The sequence below is a fragment of the Pseudoalteromonas sp. MMG022 genome (genome assembly GCF_021654245.1).
Classification (GTDB): Bacteria; Pseudomonadota; Gammaproteobacteria; order Enterobacterales; family Alteromonadaceae; genus Pseudoalteromonas; species Pseudoalteromonas amylolytica.
On sequence record NZ_JAKFZQ010000009.1, the window covers coordinates 23,276 to 36,926 of the forward strand.

General features: G+C 44.5%; 15 protein-coding genes. 11 read left to right on the top strand and 4 right to left on the bottom strand.

Going from position 1 to position 13,651, the window contains the following annotated elements; translation table 11 throughout:
• Positions 1-24 precede the first annotated feature (24 nt).
• Positions 25-576: a DUF1415 domain-containing protein gene (locus L1070_RS10130; protein ID WP_237125466.1), complete on the bottom strand. Its 552-nt coding sequence runs from the start codon at positions 574-576 to the stop codon at positions 25-27.
• Between the two features lie 13 nt (positions 577-589).
• The gene (waaA, locus tag L1070_RS10135) at positions 590-1,852 is read right to left on the bottom strand and encodes a lipid IV(A) 3-deoxy-D-manno-octulosonic acid transferase (RefSeq protein WP_237125467.1); all 1,263 of its coding nucleotides are present in this window, start codon (positions 1,850-1,852) and stop codon (positions 590-592) included.
• Between the two features lie 150 nt (positions 1,853-2,002).
• Here waaA and L1070_RS10140 point away from each other — a divergent pair, with 150 nt between their 5' ends.
• The 3 genes from L1070_RS10140 to hldE are packed head-to-tail and all read left to right on the top strand — an operon-like array spanning position 2,003 to position 5,555.
• Positions 2,003-3,454, top strand: a complete 1,452-nt coding sequence (locus L1070_RS10140) for a capsule assembly Wzi family protein (protein WP_237125468.1) — start codon at positions 2,003-2,005, stop codon at positions 3,452-3,454.
• 53 nt (positions 3,455-3,507) lie between these two features.
• A complete protein-coding gene (locus L1070_RS10145; protein ID WP_237125469.1) occupies positions 3,508-4,098 on the top strand; it encodes an SIS domain-containing protein in 591 nt (196 codons plus the stop codon).
• Positions 4,098-5,555: a bifunctional D-glycero-beta-D-manno-heptose-7-phosphate kinase/D-glycero-beta-D-manno-heptose 1-phosphate adenylyltransferase HldE gene (hldE, locus tag L1070_RS10150; RefSeq protein ID WP_237125470.1), complete on the top strand. Its 1,458-nt coding sequence runs from the start codon at positions 4,098-4,100 to the stop codon at positions 5,553-5,555. Before L1070_RS10145 ends, hldE begins: the two co-directional genes overlap by 1 nt.
• Here hldE and L1070_RS10155 read toward each other — a convergent pair.
• Entirely contained in the window at positions 5,552-6,328 is a 777-nt protein-coding gene (locus L1070_RS10155) for a 3-deoxy-D-manno-octulosonic acid kinase (RefSeq protein WP_237125471.1), read from the bottom strand. The two genes, hldE and L1070_RS10155, sit on opposite strands and share 4 nt — an antisense overlap.
• Before the next feature lie 65 nt (positions 6,329-6,393).
• Between L1070_RS10155 and L1070_RS10160 the strand changes: the two genes are divergently transcribed.
• From L1070_RS10160 to glpG, 6 genes are all read left to right on the top strand, one after another.
• Positions 6,394-7,440 carry a glycosyltransferase family 9 protein gene (locus tag L1070_RS10160; RefSeq protein WP_237125472.1) on the top strand — a complete coding sequence of 349 codons (1,047 nt, stop codon included), beginning with the start codon at positions 6,394-6,396 and terminating at the stop codon, positions 7,438-7,440.
• Complete coding sequence (gene gmhB / locus L1070_RS10165) at positions 7,437-8,003, top strand: D-glycero-beta-D-manno-heptose 1,7-bisphosphate 7-phosphatase (protein WP_237125473.1); 567 nt, start codon at positions 7,437-7,439, stop codon at positions 8,001-8,003. The genes L1070_RS10160 and gmhB overlap by 4 nt, the downstream gene beginning before the upstream one ends.
• 167 nt (positions 8,004-8,170) lie before the next feature.
• Positions 8,171-9,367, top strand: a complete 1,197-nt coding sequence (locus L1070_RS10170) for a glycine C-acetyltransferase (protein ID WP_070983949.1) — start codon at positions 8,171-8,173, stop codon at positions 9,365-9,367.
• 42 nt (positions 9,368-9,409) lie between these two features.
• Positions 9,410-10,435 carry an L-threonine 3-dehydrogenase gene (gene tdh, locus L1070_RS10175; RefSeq protein ID WP_237125474.1) on the top strand — a complete coding sequence of 342 codons (1,026 nt, stop codon included), beginning with the start codon at positions 9,410-9,412 and terminating at the stop codon, positions 10,433-10,435.
• 66 nt (positions 10,436-10,501) lie between these two features.
• The gene (glpE, locus tag L1070_RS10180) at positions 10,502-10,819 is read left to right on the top strand and encodes a thiosulfate sulfurtransferase GlpE (RefSeq protein ID WP_237125475.1); all 318 of its coding nucleotides are present in this window, start codon (positions 10,502-10,504) and stop codon (positions 10,817-10,819) included.
• On the top strand, positions 10,816-11,631 hold the full coding sequence (glpG, locus tag L1070_RS10185; protein ID WP_070983952.1) for a rhomboid family intramembrane serine protease GlpG: 816 nt from the start codon (positions 10,816-10,818) through the stop codon (positions 11,629-11,631). The genes glpE and glpG overlap by 4 nt, the downstream gene beginning before the upstream one ends.
• Here the strand turns inward: glpG and L1070_RS10190 are convergent.
• A complete protein-coding gene (locus tag L1070_RS10190; RefSeq protein WP_237125476.1) occupies positions 11,628-12,026 on the bottom strand; it encodes a flagellar basal body-associated protein FliL in 399 nt (132 codons plus the stop codon). The two genes, glpG and L1070_RS10190, sit on opposite strands and share 4 nt — an antisense overlap.
• Before the next feature lie 173 nt (positions 12,027-12,199).
• Here L1070_RS10190 and L1070_RS10195 point away from each other — a divergent pair, with 173 nt between their 5' ends.
• Together L1070_RS10195 and ubiA are read left to right on the top strand one after the other, a co-directional pair.
• Complete coding sequence (locus tag L1070_RS10195; RefSeq protein ID WP_237125477.1) at positions 12,200-12,751, top strand: chorismate lyase; 552 nt, start codon at positions 12,200-12,202, stop codon at positions 12,749-12,751.
• Complete coding sequence (ubiA, locus tag L1070_RS10200) at positions 12,729-13,598, top strand: 4-hydroxybenzoate octaprenyltransferase (protein WP_237125478.1); 870 nt, start codon at positions 12,729-12,731, stop codon at positions 13,596-13,598. The genes L1070_RS10195 and ubiA overlap by 23 nt, the downstream gene beginning before the upstream one ends.
• The last annotated feature ends 53 nt before the right edge of the window (positions 13,599-13,651 follow it).

The following is a 13,651-nucleotide window of genomic DNA, read 5'->3' on the forward strand; positions in this document are numbered from 1 at the left end:
GTCGTGTTAGCATAACGTCCATTGTTATTTTTTATAGCAATTTCTCAGTAATTGCTGCCAAAAAGCTTCACCTTTTCGTCTTGCCAGACGAATATTGTGCTCGGGAATACTCTCAGGTTCATCGTAACTGTCTAATGCCTCGGCCATGCTTTGTTCACGAATGATATGCAATGTTGGATAGGGCGCTCTATTGGTATAGTTTGCCGCGTCGTCTTCGTCACTGTCGGCAAATACGTAGTCTGGGTGGAAGTTTGCGATTTGATAAGTGCCTTCATAACCTTGTACTGCAATCATGGCATTGGCCAAATCGACTAAATCCAAAAAGTCGTCAAACTCTCCAAAACCTTCAGTAAAAATCAGTAAAGCGGTTTCTTTGCCTGTGTCGTCATTCATGGCTGCACATTCGTCTAACATGTCCATCACAGCATCGTCATGGCTGACAGCCGTTGAAACGCGATAATGAATCGCGTTTTGCTCCACTTCTTGGCGTGCAAACGGGCAAAAGTTAAATTTCACAATGACTGAGCTGACCCAATTTTGCATGATTTGCTGCGGGCTTAAAGAAGATGTTGTCATGGTCGATATCGCTCTAGTTTAGTTGCCTGTTTAATAAGTCTAATGTTTTCTCAACCGCGCCTTGGTTTTGCTTGAGGCACTGTAGCGCCAGTTGGCCTTGCTTTTGACGTTGAGACTCGTCTGTTAATAGCGCACACACGCGCTGTGCTAGTTGTTCTTGACTCGCCACTGTGGTAGCACCTTTTAACGTTAGTAGCTCTGGGTAAATATGTGCAAAGTTATAGGTATGTGGACCACTTAGCACTGGCACTGCGAATGCAGCGGCTTCAAGTGGGTTATGGCCACCGCGTGCTATTAAACTGCCGCCAATATAAGCAATGTCAGCACAGCCAAATAACATCTTAAGCTCACCTAGCGTATCAGCGAGCAGCACCTGACTTTGGCGGTCAAATGTTTGGCTGCGACGACAGTAAGTTAGACCGGAACTGGCGAGTAGGGCTGCAACCTTATCAAATTGCTCGGGGTGACGTGGCGCTATGATCAGTAAGGCGTCGGGATGAGATTGCAATACCTGTTTGTGGGCAGCCAAAACGTGCTCATGTTCATTGGGGTGTGTGGAGCCTGCCACCCAAATTGGGCGGCCAGAAAATTCAGCCTTGAGCTGCTTTGCTGCTTTAATATCTGCGTCATTGGGCTGAATATCAAACTTGATAGAGCCCGTTACTGTAACTTTTTCTTCAGTCAGTCCCAATGCGATAAAGCGCTGTGCATCTTGCTCATTGTGGCTGGCAAGCGCGTCAATCGATGCCATTATCCAGCGGCTTATGTTTGGGAACTTTTGATAGCCGCGAAAAGACTTTTCGGAGAGTCGTGCATTGATAACGCACACGGAACAATTTGCTTGCTTGGCATGGGTGAACACATTTGGCCACAGCTCCGTTTCTAATACAACCAACAACTTGGGCTGAAAACGTTTTATAAATCGCTTGCTGGCAAAGTAAAAGTCGATGGGCAAGTAACATATAGCTATGTCGTGGCCAATACTTTGTGAAATTTGTGCTCGGCCGGTGGGCGTGTTACACGTGACCATCACTGACTCGCTTGGATGGGTCTGGATAAACCTTTTTATCAGCGGCGTAGCGGCGAGGACTTCGCCCACAGAGGCGCAATGAAACACCACAGGTTGCTTTACTACTCGCTGGGTATCATATATGCCCAAACGTTCTGCAAAGTGTTGCTTATAGCCAGTATTTTTCTTACCACGAACAACATATAGATACAGTAAAATAAGCGGGCTCAATAACGCGAGCGTAAGAGAGTAAAGTAAACGGGTCATAGCACCTTGGTAGCGATTTAAAACGCCATTTTAGCCTGTTCAGCGCATATAGTGAAATACTATAACAAAATTACACATTTGAGACCGTGCGAGTAGCACAGTTATTTGCTAACATGCTTTCACTTTTATCCACTTAACAGCTGTTATTTTATGTCGTTAAAACTCTCGTCCTGTGTCGCAGCGTTCGCGCTGGTGTTTTCGTGTTTTAGTTATAGTGCACCAACTGCCTATTTACCTATCTCAAAAGACACGTTATTAGAATATCAGATAGACCGTATGTTTGCGCTGACCAATGGCGTGCCAATGGCAAAGCCCTATCGGATCAGCGAGGTAAATATTGCGCTTCAAAAGCTGCGCAGAATTGACGAACCGCTTTATCGCCATATTCGCGAACGGTTAAAAAAATTCCAAGGACAAGACGAGATCGTCAGACAGGGCGTTAAACTTAGATACGACTCTGGCACACAAGTGAAATTGGCGAACGATAGAGGTAACATTTCGGGTGAATACGCGGAACTGTCACTTGATGGCGTATGGCGTGGTAGCAGCAACTCCTTGTTACAAGTTGGTATGGATTATCGAGTACGCCAAGGGGATTTAGTACCATACAACACATTTTATGCTTTGGCGGGAGACACTTTTCAGCTAAACCTAGGCTACAAGGAGCATTGGTTTTCACCATTTAAGAGCTTTGCACAAGTATACTCGAACAATGCAAAGCCTTCGGCGTCGGTATCGCTGGGTTTGATTGCACCACTTAAAAATTGGTGGAACTTTGACTTTGAGTTGTTTTATTCAGAGCTAGACCGCCAAGAGCAGGGCATCGTCTACCAAGGTCAATTGCACGATGGTTCGCCTAAACTTGCGGGAACCCATTTTAGCATTGAGCCCATTGAAGGCTGGACAATCGGTTTGAACCGTATGATGCAATTTGGTGGTGGCCCACGTGAAGTTGGCACAAGTGATGTACTTAAAGCCTATTTTGACCCCTCTGGGAATGACAACAAAGGGAATGGCTTGAGCCAAGATGATGAGTTGGGAGACCAGTGGGCAACGCTCACCAGCACATTACAAACCAATTTTTATACCCCCATTGAGTGGTATTTTGAATACGGTGGCGAAGATACTAAAAACCACAGCAACGTTCAGTTTGGTAATACTGCAGCAAGCTTTGGGGTGTACCTACCTCAGTTAACTCAGGCTACAACGTTACGCTACGAATATACCAATATGCACAGCTTATGGTACGTGAATGAGATATATCCCACAGCGGGCAACACTAACAAAGGCTTTGTGGTGGGTCATTTTGCAGCGGATCAACGGGTATTTGGTGATGCAGCTCCAAGCAAAGTACATACACTCGAGGCGACGTACAGTAGCGATCACAGCAGTATGTGGCGCCTGAAATATACGCAGATAGATAACCAGAGCGGCTATGTGAATGAGTTTGACCAAGTTGGGGCAGACTACGAACAAGCGCGTGCGCTTGAGCTCAGTAACAGCCAAATTATTGAAGGTCGCCACGTTGAAACCACATTAAGTGTTGGTAAAGATGTATTCGGTGAAAGTTATACTTGGCTGTCGCTCAATGTATACTGGTAAAATACGATTAAGTTTAAGAAGTTATACCCAAAAGCGGTAATATAGGAATGAATATGTCGCAAAATGAACACATTCAACAGAGTTATTTAGCGAGTCTTGAGCGCCATCAGACATTATTTGAAACCATGGCAAATTACCATGAAGAATGCCTAAGACTGTTAGAAGCTTGTCACAGTACTTTGGCCAAAGGCGGCAAGGTGATCTGGTTTGGTAATGGTGGCAGCGCAGCTGACGCTCAGCATTTGGCTGCTGAGTTTGTGGTGCGATATAAACTGGAACGTGGGCCGCTTGCGTCCATTGCGTTGACAACGGATACCTCTATTTTGACCGCACATAGTAATGACTATCACTTTGATACGGTATTTGAGCGACAAGTGCAGGCATTATGTAAACCTGAAGATTTAGTCATTGGTCTGACTACCTCAGGCACCAGCGCCAACATTAATCTTGCTTTGACAGCTGCAAACGAAATTGGCGCGAATACTGTCGCATTGACCGGCCGTGATGGCGGTGAAGTTAAAAATATCGCTAAATTACCCATCATCATTAAAAACGATGAAACAGCGCGTATCCAAGAAGCACACATGTTTATTGGACACTGGCTGTGTGAAGCGGTAGATATGTTGGTAGCGGAGCAACAGTAATGGAGTTTTCTCGTTTACAAAAGCTAAACCAAGCACGGATTTTGGTGGTTGGCGACGTGATGCTGGACCGCTACTGGCATGGTGATACTGGGCGGATTTCACCCGAAGCGCCTGTGCCTGTGGTTAAGGTAAGTAGCTTGGAAGACAAAGCGGGTGGTGCAGCAAACGTTGCGAAGAACATTGCTCATTTGGATGGTCAGGTGGGCTTGTTAGGACTGATTGGTGAAGACGACAATGGCGTATCGCTGACTAGGATCTTAGAAAGCGAGAAGATTGCTTCACAGTTAGTAACGGTCGAAGAATTACCGACCATTGCCAAAATGCGTGTCATCAGCCGCCATCAGCAGGTTGTGCGTTTAGATTTAGAAGAAACGTTCAGTGAACAACACAGCCGTCTATTGCTAGCGCGCTTAGAGCAAGTGCTTGATGATTATGATTTTGTTTTGTTTTCAGATTATAACAAAGGTGCTTTGAGTGCGATTAAAGACATGATCGCATTAGCAAAGGCTGCGGGTAAAACGGTTTTAATTGACCCTAAGTCTAGTGATTTATCGTTGTATCGTGGAGCGGATTATATAACGCCAAACCTCAACGAATTTAAATTAGCCGGTGGCAAGGTTGGTAGCGAGCAAGAATTAACAGACAGCGCGCGACAACTCATTGCCGAGCATGGTATTGGTGCTATGCTCTTAACTCGATCTGAGCAGGGCATGTCACTTATTTGTGCAACGCAGAAGCACGACTTTCCAGCGCAGGTACTCGAAGTGAGCGATGTGACAGGTGCGGGAGATACCGTTATTGCAACGCTGACGACTATGCTAGGCGCGGGAATGGCCCCTAAAGATGCTGTTGAAGTGGCTAATATCGCAGCGGGCATTGCGGTAAGTAAGCTAGGTGCTGCAACCGTATCACCCGAAGAGCTAAGCCGTAAAATGGGGCAGTATCTACGTCAAACCGGTGAGCATTATCAAACCCCGTTTGATGATGTATTCAAACACATTGCATTTGCCAAGCAAAACGGTGAGAAGATAGTATTTACCAATGGTTGCTTCGATATTTTACATGCAGGTCATGTTCGTTATTTAGCTCAAGCCAAAAGCATGGGCGACAGACTTGTGGTTGGCCTGAATAATGATGAGTCAATCACGCGCTTAAAGGGTCCACAAAGACCCATCAACGCGTTAAAAGAGCGCGCTATGGTGTTGAGCGCTTTGGCGTCAGTGGATTGGGTGATCCCATTTGGAAGCGAGGCTGAAAACGACACCCCTGCGAAGCTGATTGAGCAGATAAGCCCAGATATCCTAGTTAAGGGCGGTGACTATAAAGTATCAGAAATTGCAGGAGCCGATCATGTGTTGGCTCAGGGCGGGCAGGTTGAAGTGTTAGCCTTTTTAGATGGCTGTTCAACCTCTGGTATTATAGAAAAAGCCAAGCTTGGTAAAACCGCTAAGTCTTAGCTTTGTAGCGCTTGCCAATAAGATTGCTGTAATAGCAGCCAATCGTCTTGTGTAAAATAAAAGGTCGGCCATTTGCCGGCCTCTTTATTGAATGAGCGCTCCAAACGGCTAAGGTTAGCCTGCTGCCATGTTCTGCTTGGTGTTTTTAACTCGCCTCGGTCAAAGTCAATGAGATAGACTTCATCACACTCATCAAACAAAATATTATTAATATTTAAATCAGCATGATAGACACCAGCTTGATGAAAGCGCGCAACCGTTTGGGCAACTTTTTTCAGCGCTAGATGGTTGGCAGGTTCGGCTCGTAAGCGCTCACAAAGACTCTGCGCGCCCTTTACTGCTTCGGTAATGAGGCTGCCACGATAGACCAGCCCTGTTCGAGATATTTTGGCCGCCACTGGCTTTGAGATAGGTAAGCCGAGCTTTTCAAGCTGACAAAGCAGTGCAAACTCTTGATACACACGGGTGTTTTTTAAACCGGTATATAGGTATTGATCAGATAATAATTTACCGACTAAACCACCACGCCAGTAGTGTTTTAGTACATTAACTTTTTGATGATGCTCAAAAAACCATGCAGTGGAACGACCTTCTTTGGTGGCAACAATGGCATTTTTTGCTTGCCAAAATTGTGCATCAAACCAGTTTAGATCGATTGTATCTTTGTTTATATCTGGCGTTAATAAGTAGTGATTGTTGGTCGTGGTGATCTTCATCGACAGGTTAATTCGGCTAAAAGTTGCTGCAAGTGTAACGTGTTTTTTGTTGACCATAAACTTGCAAAGCAAATTGATTAATTTAAGATCTGGCGCAAATATTTTTGATAAGTAGGAAATTTGTGTCTCAGCCTCCTCGTTCTATTTGTATTCTCAGGCTCTCCGCGATAGGTGATGTATGTCATGCTGTTGCAGCGGTACAAGCCATTCAAGCGCGTTATCCTGATGCTGCGATCACTTGGGTGATAGGCAAAGTAGAAGCAATGTTATTGGCAGACTTACCAGGGGTTGAGTTTGTTGTTTTTGACAAAAAACAGGGTAAAGCGGCTTATCAAAATTTGAAAAGCACCTTTAAGGGGCGCAAATTTGATGTGTTGCTACACATGCAAGTAGCGCTGCGTGCTAACCTTGCCGCTCGATGCATTCCTGCCAAGCTTAAAATTGGTTTTGATAAGGGCCGTAGCAAAGAGCTGCATTCCTTATTTATCAATAAGCGTATTGCGCCACAAAACGAGCCGCATGTGCTGGAAGGCTTTCAGCAGTTTGCTCGCACCATTGGTGTTCAATGCGACACGCCAAGTTGGCATATGCCTGTATCTGCAGATGACGAACGCCAAGCATCGGCTTTGTTGGCACAGTGTAATGATAGAGTCTTGGTGATATCACCTGCGGCTAGTAAAGCGGCGCGCAATTGGTTAAGTGAGCGCTATGCAGCCGTTGCTGAGCATGCGGCTGCACAAGGGTTTTCAGTGGTGATCACCGGTGGACCTACATCCTTAGAGCAAGAGCTGGCCAACGCGATTTGCCAACAGGCACAATGTGATATCACCAACTTAGTGGGCAAAACCCAGTTAAAGGTATTACTGTGTGTTTTAAAACAGGCAAGTTTAGTATTAGCGCCTGATACAGGGCCTGCACATATGGCTGTAACGGTTGGTACGCCAGTCATTGGCTTGTATGCTCATTCAAACCCGAAACGCACTGGGCCTTATCTGTATCAGGACTATGTGGTTGAGGTGTATCATCAAAACTTGCTCAAGCAAAAAGGCAAAACGGCGCAGCAATTACCATGGGGCGTACGCGTGAAAGGGGATGACTTGATGCAGCAAATTCAAACCGAGCAAGTTATTGAAATGTTTGACCATGTAGTAGAGACAGAAAAGCTATGAGCAAGCAGCAAAACAAAGCGATTTTTTTAGACCGAGATGGCGTGATTAATGTTGATCATGCCTATGTTCACAAGGTCGAAGATTTTGAGTTTATTGATGGTGTATTCGAAGCCTGTCAGCAGTTTATTGCCCAAGGTTATATTATCGTTGTGGTGACCAACCAATCAGGCATTGGCCGTGGGTATTATGACCAGCAGCAGTTTGCCACATTGAGTGAGTGGATGTGTGGTGAGTTTGCAAAACATCAAGTCACAATCAGTAAGGTCTATTACTGTCCGCATCACCCTGAAAAAGCACTCCCTGAATTTCAAAAAGAATGTGACTGTCGAAAACCTAGCCCAGGTATGCTCAATGAGGCAATCGCTGAGTTTGATATTGATGTCAGTGAAAGTGTGATGGTCGGTGATAAGCTGTCGGATATTGAAGCTGCCAGAGCCGCGGGAGTTAATCTTGCGATTTTGGTAGAGTCTGGCCAATCCTTCAGTGATGAAGCAAAGCGTCAAGCTGATCATGTGTGTACCTCTTTAAGCCAAGTCCCGGCGTTATTACCGCTTGTCTCATAAGTATTTACTTTAAGACTTAGCACACCATAATCACAACCCGTGCATTTACGGGTTGAACCTTTTACAATAGCAACCCAGTTTGATTGACCCAGTACACGCTTAGGCACTCTCACGTGATGGTAAAATGGCGTGTACATTGGGACCCGTGCAAATAATGGAGACTCCAAATGAGAGCATCGGCCTTTTATAGCCAGCTACAGCAACAGCTTGAAGAAGTAAAAGCTGAAGGTTTGTATAAAAATGAACGCGTGATCACTTCTTCTCAACAAGCGCAAATCGCAGTTGAAAGCGGCGAATCAGTAATTAACTTCTGCGCAAACAACTATTTGGGATTAGCAAATCATCCAAGCCTTATTGCTGCTGCCAAGCAAGGCTTGGACGCGCACGGTTTTGGTGTTGCATCGGTTCGTTTTATTTGTGGTACGCAAAACATTCACAAAACTTTAGAAGCAAAAATCAGTGAGTTTTTGCAAACAGAAGACACTATCTTGTACTCGTCATGTTTTGATGCCAATACGGGTTTGTTTGAAACGATTTTAGGCCCTGATGATGCAATCATCTCAGATGCGCTAAACCATGCCTCTATCATTGATGGTGTTCGCCTATGTAAAGCTAAACGTTTCCGCTATGCTAATAACGATATGGCTGATTTGGAGCAACAGTTGATTGCTGCAACACAAGCAGGTGCTAAAACTAAACTGATTGCTACAGATGGCGTGTTCTCAATGGATGGGGTTATCTGTAATTTGGAAGCGGTATGTGACTTGGCTGACAAATATGATGCATTGGTGATGGTTGATGACTCTCACGCGGTTGGCTTTGTAGGTGAAAATGGACGCGGTACACCTGAATACTGTGGTGTTATGGACCGCGTTGATATCATCACGGGTACCTTAGGCAAAGCGCTTGGTGGCGCTTCAGGTGGTTATACATCAGGTAAAAAAGAAGTGATTGATTGGTTGCGCCAGCGCTCACGTCCGTACTTGTTCTCAAACTCATTGGCACCATCAATTGTCACAGCCTCAATCGCCGTATTAGATATGCTAAAAGAAGGTAAAGAGTTACGTGATACCTTGTGGCGTAATGCCGCGTACTTCCGTGAAAATATGGAAGCGGCTGGTTTCACATGTGCGGGTAAAGATCACGCTATTATTCCTGTGATGTTGGGTGATGCTAAGGTTGCTGCGCAAATGGCTGATAAATTACTGGCAGAGGGCATTTACGTGACTGGCTTCTCATTCCCTGTCGTACCAAAGGGGCAAGCGAGAATTCGTACTCAAATTTCAGCTGCACACACACAAGAGCAGCTTGATAAAGCGATTGCTGCCTTCACTCGTATTGGCAAAGAGTTGGGTATTATTTAATTTTAAAGCGAAGCGGTGGCTTCCTTGTTTTGAGTAACGATTATGAAAGCTTTATCTAAGTTAAAAGCCGAACCAGGGATTTGGATGACGGATGCGCCTAAACCGGAAGTAGGGCACAACGATCTGTTGATTAAAATCCGCAAAACTGCAATTTGTGGCACCGATGTACATATCTACAAGTGGGATGAATGGGCACAAAACACCATTCCAACGCCTATGGTTGTAGGTCATGAATATGTGGGTGAAGTGGTTGATATGGGCCAAGAAGTACGTGGCTTTAACATTGGTGATAGGGTCTCTGGTGAAGGGCATATCACGTGTGGTCACTGTCGTAACTGTCGAGCAGGTCGCGTACATTTATGTCGTAATACGACGGGTGTTGGTGTTAACCGAGAAGGGTCGTTTGCAGAATACTTAGTGATCCCAGCCTTTAACGCGTTCAAGATCCCAGATAACATTTCTGATGAACTGGCTTCAATCTTTGACCCATTTGGTAATGCTGTTCACACTGCTTTGTCGTTTGACTTAGTGGGTGAGGATGTATTAATCACAGGTGCCGGTCCAATCGGTATCATGGCCGCTGCTGTTGCACAGCATGTGGGTGCACGTCATGTGGTGATCACCGATGTGAATGAGTACCGCCTTGAGTTGGCGCGCAAAATGGGCGCAACGCGTGCCGTTAATGTCGCTAACGAAAAGCTTGAAGATGTAATGAAAGAGCTGGGAATGACCGAAGGGTTTGATATCGGCCTAGAAATGTCAGGTGTCCCTGTGGCGTTCAATAGCATGCTCAATAACATGAATCACGGCGGTAAGGTTGCCATGTTAGGTATTCCACCTTCTGATATGGCGGTTGATTGGAACCAAGTTATTTTCAAAGGGTTAGTGATCAAGGGGATTTATGGTCGCGAAATGTTTGAGACTTGGTATAAGATGGCAAGCTTAATTCAATCAGGGTTAAACCTTGAGCCAATTATTACCCATCAATTCCATATCGATGATTTCCAGACTGGTTTTGATACCATGATCTCTGGTCAATCAGGCAAAGTGATCTTAAACTGGGATTAGTAGCCGTATTTTACATATCAAAGGCGACATCGGTCGCCTTTTTGCATTTTATGAGTAGTAAACTTTATGTCAATGAAACACATTTCTGTCGCACAGACCAAACAATTCTTAGAGCGTGATGATGTTGTGATTGCGGATATCCGTGATGAGAACAGTTTTTCGCAAGGGCATATTCCCGGCGCGGAGCACCTATCTAATGCGAATATCGCGCATTTTATGCAAGAAAAAGAGTTTGATCAGCCTATCATCGTGGTCTGTTATCACGGGATCAGCTCTCAAGGTGCCGCGAACTATTTGATTGAGCAAGGCTTTGAAGATGTTTATAGCATGGATGGTGGCTTTACTCAGTGGGCTTCAGAGTTACCGGACTTTATAAGCAAATGATTTTACTAGGGACGCATAATAATCCTCGTGCAGTCCAAGGGGCTGTTGATTATTTCAAAACACAGGGCATATCTGTGAGTTTGCGCTCCAGCGATGGTGTTAATGTTGAAGTGTGGGTCCCAGAAGCCTATCAGGAAAAAGCCGAAACTCTTTGGCAGGATTTTGTTACTAACCCACATGATCGCAAGTATGCAGACGCTTCGTGGCAAAGCGGACAAACCAACTCAGCATTGATCTACAGCGGTAGTGAGCTCAATATTTGGCAGCGCTTTAGTGCTTTGCATTGGTTTTTGAAACTGATTTTTGTATTGTGCTTAATCGTATTCAGCAGCTTTTATTTATTTGATGCGAACGCTATTTTCGCCAATCTACAGTTTAAACCCGACGCGCCATTGAGCTGGATAACGCCCGCGCTGTTACACTTTGGTGCTTTACATCTGGTATTCAACCTCAGTTGGTGGTTGCATCTCGGCCATCAAATAGTTCAGCGTACTGGTGCGCGCTACCTTTTTGTGCTCTTTATAGTCAGTAGTCTCGTTAGCAATTGGGCTCAATTTTTGATGGTCGATAGTCGCTTTGGCGGGTTAAGTGGGGTGGTCTATGCGCTGCTTGGCTTCGCTTGGATTTACAGCGTAAAACACCCAACACAAGAGCCCATTGTTGGTAAACCAATTGTTGGGTTTATGCTGTTATGGATGATTTTTGGCTTTACCGAGCTATTTTTTATCAGCATGGCAAATTGGGCGCATTTGTTTGGCTTGCTCAGTGGTATGTTAATCGCATTCATACAACCTAGGCGAAAAACAGCCTAGTGATATAAATACTTGGTGAATAGTACGTCACGGATAATTTCTTCACCTGTTTCTTCTTTTAATAGGTTTTTAAGTCTATCTGCACAGCGTCGACGAATTTCTTCACGGCCTGTAAGTGACTTGATGGTTTCTTCAGGCTCTTTGCTTAGAATTTGTACTATTGCATCTCTAAGCAAGGGAGTGTGATGCTCAACAACACCTATATTGCCAACATCATCTAGCATCAAATCTACTGTTACGCGCACATAACCAAGTTTTTTATTTGATTGACCAATGTAATTGGTAATGATATCTGGCTCAAAACCAAAGTAGCCTACATTGGAATTCGCTCGTGCTCCAAAGCTGCTCACAGCTAGCATAAGAATTGCGACAAGTAGATAGTAAGGCTTATTCATAACAATTAGAATTCCCATTGGTTCAACGGTATAGTTTGCAAGGCTAAGTGTATACGTAAATGTAATTAATTTACATATTTGAAGTGTATATCCTATTAAAATATCAGTGAACTTTTGCCAAGAGCGGGGGAGTGCTATGATATACGCGAGTTTATTTGATAGCAGATATTGTTTTGTTAATAACCCCATTTACCATTGATTTTGAATGGCATTCCGCACGCGAATGCTCGTACCTGCCTAATCCTGATGCTTCGATGATCTTGAATGAAGGCTCGTTAACTGCATTACTGAAAAGCCAAAGTGACCAATTTAGAGTCGATGTGTTGCGTGAGCAGTGGTTGGCAAGTAATGTTTTACATAAAGACTTACTTGGTGAGCAATGTAGACAGATACAATGTCGTGAGGTGCTACTCGTTTGCGACGATGTAGCTCGGGTTTATGCGCAAAGCTGGATTAGTACACAGGCCTCTGATTTAGGTGTGCGTCAACTCGGATCTCGACCCTTGGGAGAGGTTTTGTTTCAAGATGAATCATGGCAGCGCTCAGAATTAGAAGTTGCGTGCGTTAACAATCTTTCAGGATACGACGCTTTATTGAATGACTTGCAATTACCTCTACAAAGCATGTACGCGAGGCGTCGTGTGTTTACCAACCGAGAGGCCAAGATCATGGTCTGTGAAGTATTTTTACCTAAGGTGAATTATGCAGCTCAACTTGCTAAGTAGGTCGCATTTACCCGCTTATTTTCGGCTGATGAGAACAGATAGGCCGATAGGCACTTTGTTATTACTATGGCCAACTTATTGGGCGTTATGGATAGCAAATGCAGGTGTACCACCGATGCATTTATTGTTGGTATTTAGTTGCGGTGTTTTCATCATGCGCAGCGCTGGTTGTGTGATCAACGATTTTGCTGACCGAAAGGTAGACGGTGCAGTCAAAAGAACCTCAAATCGACCATTAGCCTTGGGGGAAGTACAACCGGGTGAAGCGCTAAGTTTGTTCATCGTACTAATTTTGTGTGCATTTGTGCTGGTACTGACGCTTAACTGGCAGACTATTTTACTGTCTATCGCTGCACTTGTGCTTGCGGCCTGTTATCCGTTTATGAAACGCTACACCCATTTACCTCAAGTTGTTTTGGGAATGGCGTATAGCTTTTCAATTCCAATGGCGTTTATGGCCAGTAACAATACTGTACCTGTGCACGCGTGGTGGTTGTTTTTAGCAAACGTTTTATGGACTGTGGCCTATGACACTATGTATGCCATGGTGGATAGGGATGACGATTTAAAAATAGGCGTTAAATCAACGGCTATTTTATTTGGTTGTTATGATAGGCATTGGATAGCTTTGCTTAATATTGCGTTTGTGTCATTACTTGCTTATGTGGGTATGCAGCTGTCGTTAGCTGGGTACTATTTTGCTGGATTAGTTGTGGCCGTAGCATTATTGGTGAAACTTCAAATAGCCATACACACTCGTGACAGAGACCACTGCTTTAACTCATTTTTGCGCAACAATCGGGTTGGTTTGGTAATATTTGTTGGTATCGCGCTGAGTTATATATAAACCAGAATTTTTAAAAAAAGGATGCCTTAAGCATCCTTTTTCAAAAATATGAA